Source organism: uncultured Hymenobacter sp., assembly GCF_964242765.1.
GTDB lineage: Bacteria > Bacteroidota > Bacteroidia > Cytophagales > Hymenobacteraceae > Hymenobacter.
In genome coordinates this window covers 1-17127 of sequence record NZ_CAXTBM010000091.1, presented here as the reverse complement: position 1 = coordinate 17127, position 17127 = coordinate 1, and the positions used below count along the sequence as shown (strand labels likewise).

At 52.4% G+C, this 17127-nt stretch carries 14 protein-coding genes, 1 tRNA gene and 1 pseudogene; 8 read left to right on the top strand and 8 right to left on the bottom strand.

Annotated features, from left to right (window positions below):
* Positions 1-214: pseudogene (locus ACFE7X_RS23140) on the top strand (X-Pro dipeptidyl-peptidase); the annotation flags it as partial.
* A gap of 74 nt (positions 215-288) precedes the next feature.
* Here ACFE7X_RS23140 and ACFE7X_RS23135 read toward each other — a convergent pair.
* Together ACFE7X_RS23135 and ACFE7X_RS23130 are read right to left on the bottom strand one after the other, a co-directional pair.
* Positions 289-1218 (bottom strand): ribose-phosphate pyrophosphokinase, encoded by a 930-nt coding sequence (locus ACFE7X_RS23135; protein ID WP_375438051.1) that lies wholly within the window; start codon positions 1216-1218, stop codon positions 289-291.
* Between the two features lie 160 nt (positions 1219-1378).
* Positions 1379-1451 (bottom strand) — tRNA-Gln (locus ACFE7X_RS23130).
* Positions 1452-1727: 276 nt separating this feature from the next.
* Between ACFE7X_RS23130 and atpD the strand changes: the two genes are divergently transcribed.
* From atpD to ACFE7X_RS23105, 5 genes are all read left to right on the top strand, one after another.
* Complete coding sequence (gene atpD, locus ACFE7X_RS23125) at positions 1728-3233, top strand: F0F1 ATP synthase subunit beta (protein ID WP_375438050.1); 1506 nt, start codon at positions 1728-1730, stop codon at positions 3231-3233.
* A 79-nt stretch (positions 3234-3312) separates the two neighbouring features.
* On the top strand, positions 3313-3558 hold the full coding sequence (gene atpC / locus ACFE7X_RS23120; protein ID WP_375438049.1) for an ATP synthase F1 subunit epsilon: 246 nt from the start codon (positions 3313-3315) through the stop codon (positions 3556-3558).
* Between the two features lie 428 nt (positions 3559-3986).
* Complete coding sequence (locus tag ACFE7X_RS23115) at positions 3987-5129, top strand: trans-sulfuration enzyme family protein (RefSeq protein ID WP_375438048.1); 1143 nt, start codon at positions 3987-3989, stop codon at positions 5127-5129.
* A gap of 826 nt (positions 5130-5955) precedes the next feature.
* Positions 5956-7632 (top strand): glycosyltransferase family 39 protein, encoded by a 1677-nt coding sequence (locus tag ACFE7X_RS23110; RefSeq protein WP_375438047.1) that lies wholly within the window; start codon positions 5956-5958, stop codon positions 7630-7632.
* Between the two features lie 242 nt (positions 7633-7874).
* Complete coding sequence (locus ACFE7X_RS23105; RefSeq protein WP_375438046.1) at positions 7875-8615, top strand: ThuA domain-containing protein; 741 nt, start codon at positions 7875-7877, stop codon at positions 8613-8615.
* 189 nt (positions 8616-8804) lie between these two features.
* Here ACFE7X_RS23105 and ACFE7X_RS23100 read toward each other — a convergent pair whose 3' ends face one another.
* From ACFE7X_RS23100 to ACFE7X_RS23090, 3 genes are all read right to left on the bottom strand, one after another.
* Positions 8805-9944, bottom strand: coding sequence for a DegT/DnrJ/EryC1/StrS family aminotransferase (locus ACFE7X_RS23100; RefSeq protein ID WP_375438045.1), 1140 nt, complete (start codon positions 9942-9944; stop codon positions 8805-8807).
* Positions 9945-10095: 151 nt separating this feature from the next.
* Positions 10096-10800, bottom strand: coding sequence for an acetyltransferase (locus ACFE7X_RS23095; RefSeq protein ID WP_375438044.1), 705 nt, complete (start codon positions 10798-10800; stop codon positions 10096-10098).
* Positions 10797-11462: a sugar transferase gene (locus tag ACFE7X_RS23090; RefSeq protein ID WP_375438043.1), complete on the bottom strand. Its 666-nt coding sequence runs from the start codon at positions 11460-11462 to the stop codon at positions 10797-10799. The genes ACFE7X_RS23095 and ACFE7X_RS23090 overlap by 4 nt, the downstream gene beginning before the upstream one ends.
* Before the next feature lie 380 nt (positions 11463-11842).
* Between ACFE7X_RS23090 and ispE the strand changes: the two genes are divergently transcribed.
* On the top strand, positions 11843-12664 hold the full coding sequence (gene ispE, locus ACFE7X_RS23085; RefSeq protein ID WP_375438042.1) for a 4-(cytidine 5'-diphospho)-2-C-methyl-D-erythritol kinase: 822 nt from the start codon (positions 11843-11845) through the stop codon (positions 12662-12664).
* A gap of 20 nt (positions 12665-12684) precedes the next feature.
* Here ispE and ACFE7X_RS23080 read toward each other — a convergent pair whose 3' ends face one another.
* The 3 genes from ACFE7X_RS23080 to tgt form a co-directional block, all read right to left on the bottom strand.
* On the bottom strand, positions 12685-13599 hold the full coding sequence (locus ACFE7X_RS23080; protein ID WP_375438041.1) for a DMT family transporter: 915 nt from the start codon (positions 13597-13599) through the stop codon (positions 12685-12687).
* 80 nt (positions 13600-13679) lie between these two features.
* Positions 13680-14756, bottom strand: a complete 1077-nt coding sequence (locus ACFE7X_RS23075) for an LptF/LptG family permease (RefSeq protein WP_375438040.1) — start codon at positions 14754-14756, stop codon at positions 13680-13682.
* Between the two features lie 56 nt (positions 14757-14812).
* Complete coding sequence (gene tgt / locus ACFE7X_RS23070; protein WP_375438039.1) at positions 14813-15943, bottom strand: tRNA guanosine(34) transglycosylase Tgt; 1131 nt, start codon at positions 15941-15943, stop codon at positions 14813-14815.
* A gap of 169 nt (positions 15944-16112) precedes the next feature.
* Here tgt and ACFE7X_RS23065 point away from each other — a divergent pair.
* Positions 16113-17127, top strand: a 1015-nt coding sequence (locus ACFE7X_RS23065) for a glycosyltransferase (protein ID WP_375438038.1), incomplete at its 3' end; no start/stop codon positions are given.

The following is a 17127-nucleotide window of genomic DNA, read 5'->3' as shown; positions in this document are numbered from 1 at the left end:
GCAAGATGTGCTGCACACCTGCAAGAAAGGCCACCGCATCATGGTGCAGGTACAAAGCACGTGGTTCCCGTTTATCGCCCGCAACCCGCAGACTTTCGTCGCCAATCCGTACAAGGCCAACGAGAGTGACTACATCAAAGCGACCCACACCGTCCATGGCGACAGTTTCATTGACGTGGAGGTGTTGCCTGCAACCAAACAGCCGGTGCCCTAAGCTTCATAAGTTATAAAACGAGAAGAGCCGCCTAACTTCACATTAGGCGGCTCTTCTCGTTTTATGGGTAACGCTTAAATGAAAAGTGAGCTAATCGACTCATGCGTGACTACGTTGCGAATGGCATTGGCGAAGAGGTTAGCCACCGAAATCACCCGGATTTTGTGGTTGTCTTCTTTCAGCGCAATTGTGTCGGTAATCACCAGTTCTTCCAACACTGAATTACGGATTCGGTCGTGGGCGGGGCCGCTGAGCAGACCGTGCGTGATAACCGCCCGCACCGATTTAGCGCCGCGCTCCATCAGAAGCTCTGCGGCTTTGCAGATCGTGCCAGCCGTGTCCACAATGTCATCGACAAGCACCACGTTCATGCCAGCCACGTCGCCGATAACTTGCATAGAAGCAATTTCATTGGCCCGCAGGCGCATTTTGTCGCAGACTACAATTTCGGCTCCGAATTTCTTGGCGAAAGCGCGGGTCCGAACCACACCGCCTACGTCGGGCGAAGCGAAAATAAGGTCGTCGAGGTCCAGCGACTTTATATAGGGCGCCGTTACGGTAGCGCCGTCGAGGTGGTCAACCGGAATATCGAAGAACCCCTGAATCTGGCCCGCGTGCAGGTCGCAGGTCATGAGGCGGTCGGCGCCCACACTCTGAATCATGTTGGCTACTACTTTGGCGCCAATGCTCACGCGCGGCTTGTCTTTGCGGTCTTGGCGGGCGTAGCCCATGTACGGCATCACAATGTTGACCTTGTACGCCGAAGCCCGCTTGGCCGCGTCCACCATCAAGGCCAGCTCCATCAGGTTTTCGGCGGGTGGCGTAGTGCTTTGAATTAAAAATACCGCGCAGCCGCGCACGCTCTCGTTGAAGCTCGGCCCTAATTCGGTGTCAGCAAAGCGCTGAATACTAAGATCGCCAAGGGGTTGCCCATACGCCTCCGCTATCCGTTGCGCAAGGGCATTGGAAGCGTTTCCCGCGAAAATTTTTACCTGCTGTGCCATAGGATGTTTAGAAAGTAGGAACGAAAATTCAAGAAGTGAGGCAGATGGAGCAACGAAGAAGCAGCGCAGCAGCTAATGATCCAAAAGACAACCAAAATAAAAAGCGAAAGGCGCTAACTCTTCGGGAGAAGAATCAGCGCCTTTCGCTTCACTTAGTCAGTTGTCCGACCAGGGCTCGAACCTGGACTTTCTTGAATCAAAATCAAGCGTGTTGCCAGTTACACCATCGGACAATTTCCCCTGCGGCTATCCTGAATGATCTGCCGTTTGGGTGTGCAAATGTACTAGGGCTTTTTTTGAAGGCAAACTTTCGCCGAGAAATTTTTTCAGAAAATTCAGATAGGTCAACAGGATAAATGCCTTTTGCAAAGCCTGAGTAACTGATTTTCAGGCCACCAGGAGTTGCAGATGTTTAAGTGAACTTTCGTTGAGGTGGCGCTTTGGCAAAGCGGGGATTAAGCCGTAGTTTTGCGGCCTGAAACGTTGCCCCACTACTATAAAGAACCGCAATGGCGAATACCGGCAAAATCACCCAGGTTATTGGTCCCGTCGTGGACGTGAGCTTCGCGGGTGAAAACGCAAAGCTTCCTAATATTCTCGACGCCCTCGAAGTTATCAAAGACAACGGCCAGGTGGTAATCCTGGAGTGTCAGCAACACCTGGGCGAAGACCGTGTGCGGACCATCGCCATGGATTCAACGGAAGGCCTGACCCGTGGCGCCCTAGTGCGTGACCTCGGCGCTCCTATGTCGATGCCGACTGGCGAAGGCGTAAAAGGCCGTCTTTTCAACGTAATCGGCCAAGCCATTGACGGCATTCCTCAGCCGAAGAGCAATGGCCCAATGGCTATCCACCGGCAGCCGCCGCCCTTCGAGGATCTGGCTACCTCGTCGGAAATCCTGTTCACGGGCATCAAAGTAATCGACTTGCTCGCCCCCTATGTAAAGGGTGGTAAGATTGGTTTGTTCGGGGGGGCCGGGGTAGGCAAAACCGTATTGATCATGGAACTGGTAAACAACATTGCCAAGGCCTACGAAGGTCTGTCGGTGTTTGCTGGCGTGGGCGAGCGTACCCGTGAGGGCAACGACTTGCTGCGCGAATTCATTGAGTCCGACATCATCAAGTATGGTGAGGAGTTCAAGCACTCGATGGAAGCTGGCGGTTGGGACCTGACCAAGGTAGACCAGAACGAGCTGCTGAAGTCGCAGGCTACCCTCGTGTTCGGTCAGATGAACGAACCTCCCGGAGCTCGCGCCCGCGTGGCCTTATCGGGTCTGACGATTGCCGAGAACTTCCGCGACGGCGACGGCACTGGTGCCGGCCGCGACATCCTGTTCTTCATCGACAACATCTTCCGCTTTACGCAGGCAGGTTCCGAAGTATCAGCTCTGCTAGGTCGGATGCCTTCGGCCGTAGGATATCAGCCCACGCTGGCCACCGAAATGGGTGCTATGCAGGAGCGAATTACTTCTACCAAGCGCGGTTCTATTACGTCGGTACAGGCCGTATATGTACCTGCCGACGACTTGACTGACCCAGCGCCGGCCAACACCTTTGCTCACTTGGACGCCACTACGGTACTAAGCCGCAAGATTGCCGAGTTAGGTATTTATCCAGCCGTTGACCCGCTAGACTCCACTTCGCGCATCCTTTCGATTGAAGTTCTCGGTGACGAGCACTACAACACTGCCCAGCGCGTGAAAGAGATTTTGCAGCGCTATAAGGAACTGCAAGACATCATCGCCATCTTGGGGATGGACGAATTGAGCGAGGAAGACAAGTTGACCGTAACGCGGGCCCGCCGGGTACAGCGCTTCTTGTCGCAGCCCTTCTTCGTGGCCGAGCAGTTCACGGGCCTTGCTGGTGTGCTAGTTGACATCAAGGATACCATTAAAGGCTTCAATGCCATCATCGATGGTATTTACGACCACTTGCCCGAAGCTGCCTTCAACTTGGTGGGTACCATCGAAGACGCTGTTGCGAAAGGCGAGAAGCTGATTGCCGAAGCGAAGTAACTTGGTTGTTGATTGTTGAAAGCTGATTGTTAATCGTTCGGCTTTCAACAATCAGCTTTCAACAATCAACATTCAATCCATGCATTTAGAAATCATCACGCCGGACCGCAAAGTATTTGAAGGCGAGGTTACGTCGGCTCAGTTTCCGGGCGCTGATGGGTTGTTCGAGGTCCTCAACAACCACGCACCGCTTATTTCGGCTCTCAAAGAAGGCGATGTGGTGCTAAACAGCGCGGCAGGGCGTGCTTCCTACCATATCGAAGGCGGCGTGGTGGAAGTGCTCCGCAACAACGTAATTGTGCTGGCTGAAGGCGCTTCCGCATAATTTGGCTAGCATTTCTTTTAGGTAAAAACAAATTCGCTTTCCAGCAATCAGAGCTACTAGTTGCTGGAAAGCTCGCATAATAAGAGCCCCTTGGCAGTGCTAAGGGGCTCTTATTTTTTATACCGATTTTTGGTAGTGAAGTACGGAAAGAAGCCGCTCTGCATTACGAGACGGCGGTTGACATTGACTTGAAGGCGTTGCGCACCAAGGAGTGAGCTACGTTGCGGTCAGTTGAACAGACTCCATTCAAGCTGCGCAAAGCAAGCAGTTAATTAAACGTACTATAAACACAGCCAGCGGCAATATGCGAAGCGAATGTGCAGTGGACTGTAGCTTATACAGTGTACTTTGCGCCATGCTAAAAGATGTTCAACTCTAGCGTAAAGTGAAACGACTATGGCTGCACTATTTAATGACGCTTACGTTCCATGCACATCGTCCCCAAAATCACCCCGATTTATCAAACGTCGGTCTTCAAATTCGAAGATTTAAACGAGTTGGAGCTGTATTTCGGAGAGCCCGGAAGCCGCTACATGTACTCGCGCAACGGCAACCCTAACTCGGATGAGTTAGCCAATGCGGTAAATTTGCTAGAGGGCGGGGCGGGAGCTATTGCCACGGGTTCGGGAATGGCGGCCATTTTCGCGGCCATCATGACCTATTGTGTGGCCGGTGACCATGTGCTGTGCGCCGCTGATATCTACGGGGGGTCCTCGGCACTGCTGAACCTGGAGCTAAGTCGGCTAGGTATTGCAGTTACTTATGTGCCCTTCGAGGATCTAGGCGGTGATCTAACGCCTTATTTGCAGCCGCGCACACGGTTGCTGCTCTGCGAGACAATTAGCAACCCCCTGCTGCGGGTGGTAGAGTTGCGCGCCGCCGCTGTGGCTTGTCACGCCTGCGGGTTGAAACTGGTGGTCGATAATACGTTCGCTACCCCTGTGCTCACGCGCCCTTTCGATCATGAAGCCGACTTGGTGATCCATAGCGTGACAAAATACATTTCCGGCCATTCGGATGTGACGGCCGGTGTGGTAGTGGCGCGGGCTGTCGAGGATGCAAGTCGGCTCAAACAGATCGGCGTATTATTTGGCCTCACGTTGAGCCCAATGGAAAGCTGGCTGGCAGTACGTGGCCTGAAGACGCTACGCCTGCGAGTGGAAGCGCATTGCCGCAACGCGGAAGCTATTGCCCAATTCCTACAGCAACAGCCGGTAGTTAAAGCAGTACACTATCCTGGCCTGCGCGAGCATCCACAGCATCTGCTGGCGGCTAGCCAGGGCGGGCAGTTGTTTGGAGGTATGCTGTCCTTTCAGCTAGAAGATGAAGCTGAATTGGTAAACCAGTTTATGCGAGCTACGAAACGGTTTCCTTTTGCGCCCTCGTTAGCGGGTGTAGACTCGTCGTTGTCATATCCGCTTGGTACTTCGCATCGGTCTCTCACTCCGGAACAGCAAGTTGATTTGGGTATAACCGTTGGGTTAGTGCGGCTATCAGTAGGTATCGAGCCCATTAGTGAACTGTTGACCGATTTAGAGGAAGTTTTCGCAGCAGTCAGTCATACCGTATAGGCGTAATTGGATGTCAGCATACAAACCCGCTAAACATACTATTCGTTGAAGCCTTGTACTATGCTCCTCGGGCTTTGTACTGCTAAGACCATGAATTGAACCTTATATACTTAGTTGTTTAGTCATGTACTTATTTAGTGCTGGTAAAAGTGCGAAATAGCGGTTATCTGGTAGTTTATTATCTCGTTCACGCGGGCACACTTGTACTTCCTACGGGTTGCTACCACTCCTCAGCCCGTAGGGAAGTGCCAGCGTGAATAGTTTTCGGCACTATATCGACTGCACTGCACTAGCAAGGAGATTTTTAGAGGTGTTTTTGGTAGGAATCCTGCTTTGATTGGAGAATAAAAGGCTCCCTAGCCGTTCTGTGACTGCATAATAGATAGGGCGCCAATCCATCAAGTAAGCAATACCATCTCCTACCAACTATGATAAAATTGCCTCATACGAGGCTATAAGTGCGGTTAGTAATAAAAAATAGTAGAATCATTATACAAAAGCAGAATTTAATGTATGTTTAATCTATATTGCAGACTATTGCCCGCCTTAAATCCAAGCCTGCATATCTGCTGCTGAGCTGCTAGTGCTAATCTATCATTTGTGGTTAGTAAAGCGAGTAGTATATAGGTTGCGAGTCGTTCTTCCCTAATGTAGAAGAAGGATAAATCAAGCGTGGTAACAATAGCATCATAGTATGCTATTGCCACCATGAGGATGCACAATAGCTACAAAGTGCAAAGCAGCAAGAACCTTGAAATTCTGCTTGTTGCTATCTGCTTTATTTTTCTTTTTCAAATATTGACTCTTAAACACACGTCAAGAATATATGCTGCTCGCTCCAAGGAATGAAACTGTCGCTCTAAATAAAAGAGATATTTTGTTTGATTTTTTAAATAAACACCATAGCAGAATATTGCTTACGATTGTTCTTATAGGGGTATTTTTAAGATTATACCATTTGATTGATAACCGGTCGTTTTGGATAGATGAGCTTTATCTGAATGGCAACGTTATAAGAATGGGCTTTTTAGAATTGATTACCAAGCCAATGGATTACGAACAGAAAGCGCCCCTTGGTTATTTGTGGATGACCAAACTTGCAGTTGTTCTCTTTGGTAAAGGCGAGAGAGTTCTCCGTTTGTTTTCTCTAATTTGTGGAATTGGCTCAGTATTTTTCTTTATTCCTGTTGCTCGTTTTTTCTTAAAGCCCTGGGTGGTATTAATAGCAGTTGGAATTTTAGCTTTTGGTGAGCCTTTTATTTATCATTCCACTGAAGCAAAGCAGTATAGTACAGAATTGTTTGCTTCTATATTAGCTTTATATCTATTTGTAAGATTTCACCGTTCCTCAGCGCCTGCATCACTTTTGATATGGGGAATCAGTGGTGGTTTGCTAGTATGGTTTTCCTATTCGTCAATTTTCGTTCTTGCGGGTATAGCCATCGTTGTAAGTCTTAATTCTCTAATCAATAAAGATTGGAAAAATTTCTTTCTTAAATTGATTCCTTTTACAATTTGGTTATTCAGTTTTGCTCTTGTTTACTTTTTCTTCTTGCGTAAGTACGAAGATTCAGGCTGGCTCAAGAACTTCTTCGAAGTTATGTATAATGCTTATATGCCGATGCCTCCTTCGTTCAAAGATTTGCATTGGTTTGCATACACACATTATATGTTGTTGGAGCGCAACCTCGGCATGTTAACCAAGTTTGGAAACCACATAAAAGATTACTCCTTAATACAAACTTTTTTTAGGATGCCATTTCTTCCAATACTGTTGGAAATGATTGGTGTGTTTTTCTTATTTAGAAAAAATAAATATTATTTGTTTCTTCTTGCTTTCCCGATACTTCTTACTCTGCTCGCTTCAGGTTTTAAGTTTTATCCATTCTATGAGCGTTTTATCTTATTTCTAGCACCGCTATTTATCGTGCTTATTGCGTATGGCGCAGAAAGTACTGCTGATATACTTGGTCAAACTAAAAACAAGATTATTGCTTCTGTGCTTTTTCTTCTTTTGTTACTTCCTCCTTTTTGGAATGCTATTCGGTTTACTTTAAATCCAGAATATTTATACAAGAAGGAGTATAATAGAGAAGCATTGCTTTATGCAAATGACCGGTACAGGGAGGGTGATGCCGTTTATGTGTACTGGAATATGAATCATGCTTACAAGTACTATAAAGATGCCTACAATCTTAAATACGATGCGCTAGGGCGCGAGGACTTAAGGCATACAACAGCTAGCAAACAGGAGTATTACGACCAGATTCGTCAGCAATTAGGAGACTTGCGCGGAAAGAAAAGGCTTTGGCTAATTGATAACCCTGATTTAAGAAATAATATAGGAGATTATCCTGGCCGTACTCCGAAATGGTATTACGATCAGAAATTCCTTCCCATAAGAAAATTAGAAAGTGTAATTTCTGAGCTTGGGGCAACACCTATAGACAGCTTTCAGCGGCCAAGTATCGACGTTAAGTTGTATATATTACAAAATAAATAATTCGTGTTCTCTGTCAGCGTTAATAAAAATGTGCTGAGCGCAATTAATCTGATTGAAACGTAGGCTAGGTAATCTAAACTAGTAAATCTGTGAAATAACCAGCGAGGAGCATATATACTCCTCGCTGGTTGATGAAAATGAGTTATACAATGAGGCGAACTATCTCATTGTAATTAGAAGTACAAGTTGTACTGCGCAGAGGAAAAGTCCGTATGAGATACCTACCACTTATATTTTTCGCTATGCGTCCGTTTTACTGCTGCCTGCTCTTGCTGTTAGGATTTGCGTTTGGGTGTTCTCAAAAAGTGGAACCTACGCAGGTTGTTGCCAGGCCTGATAGCATTCTGGTTTTTTATAAGACCAGCGGCTTCTATCACACCTCTATTCCGGCCGGTATTAAGGCTATTCAGCAACTGGGCCGAGAAAACAATTTTCGCGTTGATAGCACCAACAATGCCGCGCGCTTTCAACTTGATACGCTGCGAAAATACAAGGCTGTGGTGTTTCTTAGCACCACGCAGGATGTACTAAATACAACCCAGCAAACGGCATTCGAGCAGTATATACGCTTAGGCCGGGGATTTGTAGGCATTCATGCCGCTACGGATACCGAATACGATTGGCCGTGGTATAATGGCTTAGTGGGTGCTTATTTCAATGGTCATCCCAACATTCAGCAGGCTACGGTGAGCGTGATTGATAACAACCATCTTGCTACGAGTTTCCTGCCTGCTCGGTGGGTGCGTACCGATGAGTGGTACAACTTTCGCAGCTTAGCTGCCGACCTGCGCGTGTTGGCCACGCTGGACGAAACCACTTACTCGGGTGGAACTAATGGGGCTAACCACCCTATTGCTTGGTGTCACTCCTACGACGGCGGCCGTGCGTTCTACACTGCCGGCGGCCACACCGATGAAAGCTACCAAGAAACGCTGTTTCTGCGGCACCTGCTGGGCGGTATCACGTATGCAATTGGGAAGTAGAGATTCGGGCCTCTGGGTTGCGTCGTTTTTTGCCTTAGCAACTGATTAGCAGTAGGGGCTATGCCTGGGAGTATCTGCGTACGCTGCTGCATAGCGTAGCAGTGAAGTTGCCTGCCTGCTGGCGTAGCATACTTACTGTTGGCTTGCAGCCGATGGAGCTGCCCCCACAGAAGAAACGGGTGCTTCAAGCTATACTATCTCCCTTACGGCATCCGTCACCCGCCGCAAATCCATTTCCGTCATGGCCGTGCCCGAGGGCAGGCAGAGGCCACGAGCAAACAAGTCTGCACATAGGGCGCCGCCGTACATCGGGGCCGTAGCAAAGAGTGGCTGAAGGTGCAGCGGCTTCCAAAACGGCCGACTTTCAATGTTGCGCGTTTCAAGGTGTAGGCGTAACTGCTCGGGCGTAACGGCGGTTTCGGCGGGGTCGAGGAGTAGGGTGGTAAGCCAGCGGTTACTGCGGCATCCGGGTGGTTCGGTAGGGGCGAGTTGCAAGCCAGCAATACCAGCCAGATGCTCGCGGTACCAAGCGTAGATTTCGCGGCGGCGCTTCACCCGGTCTTCAATAAGCTCCATCTGGCCGCGGCCAATACCTGCCAGCAAGTTGCTGAGGCGGTAATTATAGCCCGTTTCAGAGTGCTGATAATGGGGCGCCACGTCTTTGGCTTGTGTAGCCAAGAAACGAGCTCTGCGGGCCCACTCGCTGTTGCTGGTAAGTAAGGTTCCGCCACCGCTGGTGGTTAGGATCTTGTTGCCATTAAAAGAAAAAACGCTCACTGCTCCAAACGAACCCAACGGCTGACCTTCATAACGGGAGCCCAGTGCTTCGGCCGCGTCTTCGAGTACTGGTATAGCGTACTCGGCCGCTATTGCCACAATCTCGCGCAGTTTGGCCGGCATGCCGTACAGATGCACGACCAGCAACGCCTTCGGTCGGCGGCCTTGCCGGAGTTGGTCTTCTATGGCTTCGCGTAGGCGTTCCGGGCACAGGTTCCAAGTGTCGGCTTCGCTATCAACGAAAACGGGCGTGGCCCCAAGGTAAGTAATAGGGTTGGCGGTGGCCACAAACGTGAACGAAGGACATAGCACCACATCGCCAGCTTTAACGCCGAGCAAAATCAACCCTAAGTGAATTGCTGCCGTGCCCGATACGAGGGCGATGCAGTGGCCAGCCCCCGTGTACTCGCAAATATCTCGCTCAAAACCATCCAGGTTAGGACCGGTAGGAGCCACCCAATTGTCTTCAAGTGCCTTGTGTAGATAATTGATTTCGTGACGGCCCAGGTGAGGAGGGGATAAATATAGACGGTCGTAGTCTTGGCTGCGCATAAAGGAACGGGAGCCCAGGTTTTAGCTCAGGCTTGTTGTATAGATGGTGCGAGGTAGTAAGAGGAGCAGAAGAAGCAGTAGCAACTCCGTTGAATGGCATACTGCGGTAGGTAGGTTGTTCTTGCCTGAAGTTGCGCAAGCGAAAGTAGTGCTACATCTGGTATTGCTTGTTCTTGATAACCTGTGCCGGTACGCCAACGGCCGTGCAGTTGGCGGGCAAGTCGCGGACGGCTACGGCCCCGGCGCCCACAATAGTGCGGGCGCCTACGTGCACGTGGTTGATGACTGTGGCATTGGTACCCAAGTACACGCCGGTTTCAAGATGGGCCGCCCCGCCTACATTGGCGTGCGGCATCAAGGAGCAGAAGTCTTCCAACACGGCATCGTGGCCAACGGTGCAACCTAAATTGAGCAGCACGTGCTGGCCCAAGGTGATGTCGGTGGTTAGAATGCAGGCTTGGCTGATAATGCAGCCCGCCCCGATCTGCAACTTCTGGTAGGGTGCGCACGCCACTCCCGGATGAATCAGCGTAGCAAACGACAAGTGCGGAGACGTGAGCTGCGCTACCACGGCGGCGCGGCTCTGGCTGTTGCCTACTGCCACTACCACATGCAAGGGCGCCGTACCCTCGTTGAGGTCGGCAGAGGTACCCAGATAAGGAAAGCCGTGCAGCGTGTCTAGCGTAGGGTGTGCGTCATCATAAAAGCCCGTAAGCTGCCAGGTAGGCCGCTGTTCGTTGATTTGATGCACCAGTATCAATACCTCCCGGCCCAAGCCGCCGGCCCCGAATATGGCCAGTGGGCGCAACTCCGGGGCCGGCATACTACCAGATGCAGAAAGAGTAGGAACTCTCATGAAGAAGTTGAAATGTCGGGAGAAGAAGTCGCCGAAAGCGACGAGGCGCCGCGAAATGGCTCGGTAGTGGCTTGGCCAGGCGCATTAATGTCGTGGGCTCCTAGCACGCGCAAGGCCGTGCGAAACAAGATGCGCAGATCAAGCGACAGGCTGATATTGTCTACATACCAGACATCGTACAAAAACTTTTGCTCCCAGCTGATGGAATTGCGGCCATTTACCTGCGCCCAGCCGGTGAGGCCCGGTAAAGCCAGATGTCGGCGGGCTTGGGTCGGAGAGTACAGCGGCAGATACTCGGGTAGCAACGGACGGGGACCTACCAAGCTTAAATCACCACGCAGTACATTCCAGAGTTGAGGCAGCTCGTCGAGCGAGGTGGCCCGCACCCAACGGCCCAAACGCGGCAGGCGCTGCGCATCTGGCAGCAGATGGCCGTGGGCGTCGTGGGCGGTGGTCATAGTTTGAAGTTTGTAGAGGGAAAACAGCCGCCCGTGCCAGCCCGGCCGTAGCTGCCGAAACAACCACGGACCACCATTCTGCACGCTGAGCACCACCGCCCCGAGCAGTAGCACCGGTAGTGCCAGCAGTAACAGCGGAGTCGCAAGTGCCACATCCAGAACGCGCTTGCCCCAGCGGCGGTACCAGTCGGTGGAGTTCAACATACGGAGGAGTCGAGCTTTTCAGGATGCAAGTTGTGTTTTTCCGGGCATTCTGTTCTTCAATTGCAGGCAAGGAATCTGCAACGTCTACAGAATTTACGGAAAACAGTGCACAAGCTTCGAGTTGCTTTCTTGAAGAGCGTGCAAAACCGGCGCGGAACAACAAAGCTGCCACACCAGGCTGAGAGATTATTCAACTAGCAATTTGTCCTTCCGATGAAGGAGGAATATCAATCAAGTCGTTCCACGGTTTTACCCAGATTCCTCCTGCGTCGGAAGGACAAGGCTTTTGCCTAGTTGGATAGCCTCTTATTCATAGAGCAGACAGCTAAACACGCAGGCATCGGGGCTAAAGCCCAAGAAGCTTGCGCTACATTTGCGCCATGCTCGTTTTCCCGAATGCCAAACTCAACCTCGGCCTCTACATCACGGGCCAGCGGCCCGATGGTTTCCGCAACCTCGAATCGGTATTTGTGCCCTTGCCTTGGTGCGATGCCCTGGAAGTGCTGCCCGCTGCGGATCTTGCCGAAACCACACTTGCGCTTACCGGCATTCCCATTCCGGGCGACCCAGCAACCAACCTCTGTCACCGCGCTTACGAGTTGCTGCGCACGGATTTCGACCTGCCACCCGTACGGCAGCACCTGCACAAAGTAGTACCCATTGGGGCCGGTTTGGGCGGAGGCTCCGCCGACGCGGCCTTTGCGCTCCGCGCCTTAAACAACTTGTTTGACTTGAATTTATCCGCCGAAACCTTGGTGGGCTACGCCCGTCGGCTCGGTTCCGACTGTGCGTTCTTCGTAGCCAACCAACCGGTTTTCGCCTATGAAAAGGGCGACGTGTTCGAGGGAATCAGCTTAAACCTGAATGGTACGGCTTGCAAAGTTGTTTACCCCGGCCTGCACATCAGCACCGCCGAAGCGTATTCGCGGGTGACGCCGCGCCCGCCGCGCCACGATTTGCGCGAAGCCTTGCGCCAACCCCTGGAAACGTGGCGGACAACGGTCAGCAACGACTTCGAAGACGCGTTAACTCCTTTTTATCCGGTGCTTGGTGAGATTAAGCAGCAACTGTATGCTGCCGGGGCTACTTATGCTTCTTTATCAGGCTCCGGCTCGGCGGTGTATGGGCTGTTTCCGGGGCTTGAGCTTCCTCCAAAGCTGGCGCTGCCAGCTCACTATTTAGTTTGGGACGGGCGGTTATAGTGCCAAGCACTGGCGGAGCGCTACACCAACACGTCCACAGCTTCTTGGCGCCGGGTACGCCGCTGGTTCCATTGGTCGATGACTGGGTGAATCAGGACGCTAAACAAAATCACGACCGTGCCCAAGTAGAACCCGAGCGACATTTTCTCTTCGCTGCCGAAAATCAAAACAGCCAGCAGAATGCCATAGACGGGCTCTAGGTTGATGGTCAGGTTCACGACGAAGGCCGAAACTCGTTTCATCAGCTCCACCGACGTCGAGAAGGCGTAAACGGTGCATACGCCAGCCAATACACCCAACCACAGCCAGTCGTAGCCGTGGAGGGCAAGTTGCAACCCCTGGCCTTCGCTGAAGTACCGGCTGTATATCGGGAAAAATAGCGCAATACTGAGGCAGGCACCGGCCATTTCGTAGAAAGTAAGTTGAAGCGGCGAGTGGCGCTTTACTAGCTGCGAGTTCATCACGCTGAACAACGCCGACAATCCCGCCGACAAAATAGCCACCAGCAAGCCCGCCAACTGGTCCAGTTCCGCCCTCGACACCAGATATAGCCCCACCATTGTCAACATGCTCAATCCCACTTCGTAGGCGCGCACCCGTCGCCACAGCATCAGGGGCTCCAACAGAGACGTCCAGAGCGCCAGCGTTGCCATACCGGCCAGGCACACACTCACCGACGACAAACGGGCGGCCAGGAAGAACGTAATCCAGTGCACTGCTACCAGGGAGCCCACCCCCAAAAGTCGAAGTACTTCGGTCGGGGGAACCCGCCACGCCACTTTTCGTGCCGCGAGCAGCATCCCGAGCCCCGCAGTAGCCAGCAGCGTCCGCCAAAATACCAGCTCCACCGGCGGCACCGAAATCAGCTTGCCCAGTATGGCTGTGAAGCCCCAAAGCAACACAATGAAATGCAGGCGGAGGTAGTCTTTTAGCATGAGTAACTGAGTGGCTGCGCAACTGAGTAGAAAAATCCGAACAGCCCACTCAGTTACTCAGCCACTCAGTTGCTTTCAATCTAGCGGGGCACTATCCGGTACAGCACCAGCCCAATACCTGTGAAAACGATGCTCGGTATCCAAGCGGCCAACATCGGATTCAAGTCACCAACCTGGGCGAAGTTACGGCTCAGGATAACGAAGATGATAAACACGAAGGCCAGCACAAACCCTAGCGCAATCTGCCCCCCAACCCCAGCCCGCGACTTTCGGGCACTCATGATAACCCCAATGATGGTGAGGATAAACATGGCGTAGGGGTAGGCATACCGTTCGTATTTGTCGCTCAGATAGATCTGCGTATCGGCGGCGCCGCGGTCTATTTTCTGCTGGATGTAGCGGTTTAGCTCGGGTAGCGTCAGGGTTTCGCTGAGGCGGTAGGTGCTGGCAAAATCCTTGGGGTAGAGGTTGAGCGTGGTATCGCGCGTGGGCAGCGTGAGGAGCTTCTCGTTCGGGCCGTCGATGATGCGTACCAGTTGGGGCGTCAGGCGCCACGCCCGCTTGGTGGAATCCCAGGTGATGGCCTCGGCCGTCAGGCGGCGCTTGAGCAGGGTGCCTTCCACGGTTTCCAGCGCGAACTTGTAGCCCACGTTGTTCACGTTGTCGTAGCTCTCCATGTAGGCGTAGCTCTTCGGCCCGATTTTAATGTGCACGTTGCGCCCCTTGAAGTGGTAGGGGTTCTTGACGTACTTCCGCTCGAAGTCCACGCGGGTTTTGTTGGCATACGGAATAACCCAGCCCGTAAGAGCCATGGTGACAACGGCCAAAATCGTGCTGCCCATCATGTAGGGCACCAGCAGCCGCTTGAAACTTACGCCGCTGGCCAGAATAGCCACAATTTCGGTGCGGGCTGCTAGCTGCGCCGTCACGAAAACCACCGCTATGAACACGGTGATAGGGGAAAGCAAGTTGGCGTAATACGGAAACAAATTCACGTAGTACTCCAGCATAATCTGCTTCACCCCCAAGCTGTGCTTCAGGAAGTCGTCGTTTTTCTCGGTGAAGTCAATCACGCAAATCACCATCACCAGCACCACCACGGTGAAGAAGAAAGCCGTGAGAAACTTCTTAAGAATGTATTTATCGAGAATTCGCATTGTCGTTTATTGAACTACCAGGCCGTCCTGCTTGATCCAGCGAACCAAACCAACTACTACAACCTCGTCATCACCCGCCCGACCATCTTCTCCTTCCACTCGCGGAAAGTGCCGGCCAGAATCTGTTGGCGCGCCTGCTTCACGAGCCACAAGTAGAACGTAAGGTTGTGGATGGAGGCAATTTGCGGGCCGAGCATTTCCTTGCTGTGAAAGAGGTGGCGCACGTAGGCTTTCGAGTAGAACGTGCTGACGTAGCCACCTAGTTCAGCATCAATCGGCTCGAAATCATCGGCCCACTTCTTATTGCTGATGTTGATAATACCCTGCGTGGTGAAGAGCATGCCATTGCGGGCATTTCGGGTGGGCATAACGCAGTCGAACATATCTACGCCCAACGCTATATTCTCCAGAATATTGGCCGGCGTGCCCACGCCCATCAGGTAGCGTGGCTTGTCTTGGGGCAGAATGTCGCAGACCAGCTCGGTCATCTCATACATTAGTTCGGCGGGCTCGCCCACGCTCAGGCCGCCAATGGCGTTGCCTTCGCGCTGCAACTCGGCTATAAACTCGGCTGACTTGACGCGCAAATCCTTGAACGTGCTGCCCTGCACAATCGGGAATAGCGTTTGGGAGTAGCCGTAGTGGCCCTCGGTGCTGTCGAAGCGTTGGATGCAGCGTTGCAGCCACCGGTGGGTCATGTCGAGGGAGCGGCGGGCGTAGTCGTACTCGCAGGGCCAGGGCGTGCACTCATCGAAGGCCATGATGATGTCGGCCCCGATGATGCGCTGGATGTCCATCACGCCTTCCGGCGAAAACAAGTGCTGGCTGCCATCAATGTGGGAGCGAAATTTCACGCCTTCCTCCTTGATTTTGCGCGTGCCGCTGAGCGAGTACACCTGATAGCCGCCCGAATCAGTAAGGATGGGCCGGTTCCAGCCGTTGAATTTGTGCAGGCCGCCTGCGCGCTGCAAGACGTCGAGGCCGGGACGCAGGTAGAGGTGGTACGTGTTGCCGAGGATAATCTGGGCCTGCACGTCGTTCTCAAGGTCGCGCTGCTGCACGGCCTTCACAGTCCCCGCCGTCCCGACGGGCATAAAAATAGGCGTTTCAATAGTGCCGTGGTCGGTGTGTACTACACCAGCGCGGGCTTTGGTATGGGGGTCGTTGGTTACTAGGTCGAAGGTCATTCTAGAAGAGAAGCTAGGAGCTAGAAGCCAGGAGCTAGGAATTGGAAACTAAGAGCCATTATCTTCTTTGGCTCCTGCCTTCTAGCTCCTAGCTCCTGGCTTCTCCCCACAAAGGTACTTCCGCCACCCCGAATGCCTACTTTTGCCAGCTAAATTCACTTTCCTCGTTTTGTTGCTGAGCTATTCTCCGGCCGTTTGGCTGCTGCTGGTTACTGTACTGGTACAGCTATTTTATGCAGCCTATTATTTTTTGCCCTTTGCCAACCGCCCACCGGAGCCAGAGCCCGATGCCACCCAGGCACAGCCCCTATCGGTGGTGGTATGCGCCCACAACGAACTTGCTAATCTGCGCCGGCTGCTGCCGCTGCTTCTCCAGCAAAACTATCCAGCGGGCTTCGAAATCGTGCTGGTAGATGACCGTTCCACCGACGACTCGTTGCTCTACCTTCAGCAGCTCACGCAGTATTATCCGCATGTGCGCCTGGTTGCCGTAGCCCAGACGCCCCAAGGTTTCGCTCCTAAAAAGTATGCCCTGACGCTCGGTATTAAAGCGGCCCGCCACTCCCAGTTGCTTTTCACCGACGCCGACTGTATTCCGGCTACCAACCAGTGGCTGCTCGCTATGCAAGCTGGTTTTCAGCGCCCCGCCGACTTAGTGGTAGGCTACTCGGCTTATACCGCCGAACCTGGATTTCTTAATAAGCTGATTCGATTTGAAACTTTAGTTACCGGGGCACAGTATCTGTCGTTCGCGTGGCGTGGAAAACCGTACATGGGAGTGGGCCGCAACTTGGCTTATTCGCAGGATGTGTTTCGCGCCACCAGGGGGTTTGCTTCCCACATCCGCAGCCTCAGCGGCGACGATGACCTGCTGGTGCAGGACGCCGTAGCGCAAGGGCAGCGGGTAGCTGTGGTGGCCGATTCTGTGGCGCATACCCTCAGTGAACCAACCCACAACTGGACCGGCTGGTGGCGGCAAAAACGGCGGCATTTGTCGGCGGGACGCAGCTACCGGGCAGCAGACCGCTGGCGCATTGGAAACTTTATCGGCAGCAATGTGCTTTTTTACAGTATAAGTTTAACTCTGCTGTTTTTTCCCTCCGATTGGATACCTTTGGCTGGACTATGGGCGCTACGCACGGCACTTGTTTCAGGCACTTATTTGCGCCTCAGTCGTCGTCTTG

What these genes read in the sequence shown, in the direction of transcription:
- ACFE7X_RS23100 (WP_375438045.1), bottom strand. Translation starts at nt 9,944, where the DNA reads ATGCGCAGCCAAGACTACGACCGTCTATATTTATCCCCTCCTCACCTG.
- ACFE7X_RS23115 (WP_375438048.1), top strand. Translation starts at nt 3,987, where the DNA reads ATGCACATCGTCCCCAAAATCACCCCGATTTATCAAACGTCGGTCTTC.
- atpD (WP_375438050.1), top strand. Translation starts at nt 1,728, where the DNA reads ATGGCGAATACCGGCAAAATCACCCAGGTTATTGGTCCCGTCGTGGAC.
- ACFE7X_RS23075 (WP_375438040.1), bottom strand. Translation starts at nt 14,756, where the DNA reads ATGCGAATTCTCGATAAATACATTCTTAAGAAGTTTCTCACGGCTTTC.
- ACFE7X_RS23095 (WP_375438044.1), bottom strand. Translation starts at nt 10,800, where the DNA reads ATGAGAGTTCCTACTCTTTCTGCATCTGGTAGTATGCCGGCCCCGGAG.
- tgt (WP_375438039.1), bottom strand. Translation starts at nt 15,943, where the DNA reads ATGACCTTCGACCTAGTAACCAACGACCCCCATACCAAAGCCCGCGCT.
- ACFE7X_RS23135 (WP_375438051.1), bottom strand. Translation starts at nt 1,218, where the DNA reads ATGGCACAGCAGGTAAAAATTTTCGCGGGAAACGCTTCCAATGCCCTT.
- ACFE7X_RS23105 (WP_375438046.1), top strand. Translation starts at nt 7,875, where the DNA reads ATGCGTCCGTTTTACTGCTGCCTGCTCTTGCTGTTAGGATTTGCGTTT.
- ispE (WP_375438042.1), top strand. Translation starts at nt 11,843, where the DNA reads ATGCTCGTTTTCCCGAATGCCAAACTCAACCTCGGCCTCTACATCACG.
- ACFE7X_RS23080 (WP_375438041.1), bottom strand. Translation starts at nt 13,599, where the DNA reads ATGCTAAAAGACTACCTCCGCCTGCATTTCATTGTGTTGCTTTGGGGC.
- ACFE7X_RS23110 (WP_375438047.1), top strand. Translation starts at nt 5,956, where the DNA reads ATGCTGCTCGCTCCAAGGAATGAAACTGTCGCTCTAAATAAAAGAGAT.
- atpC (WP_375438049.1), top strand. Translation starts at nt 3,313, where the DNA reads ATGCATTTAGAAATCATCACGCCGGACCGCAAAGTATTTGAAGGCGAG.
- ACFE7X_RS23090 (WP_375438043.1), bottom strand. Translation starts at nt 11,462, where the DNA reads ATGTTGAACTCCACCGACTGGTACCGCCGCTGGGGCAAGCGCGTTCTG.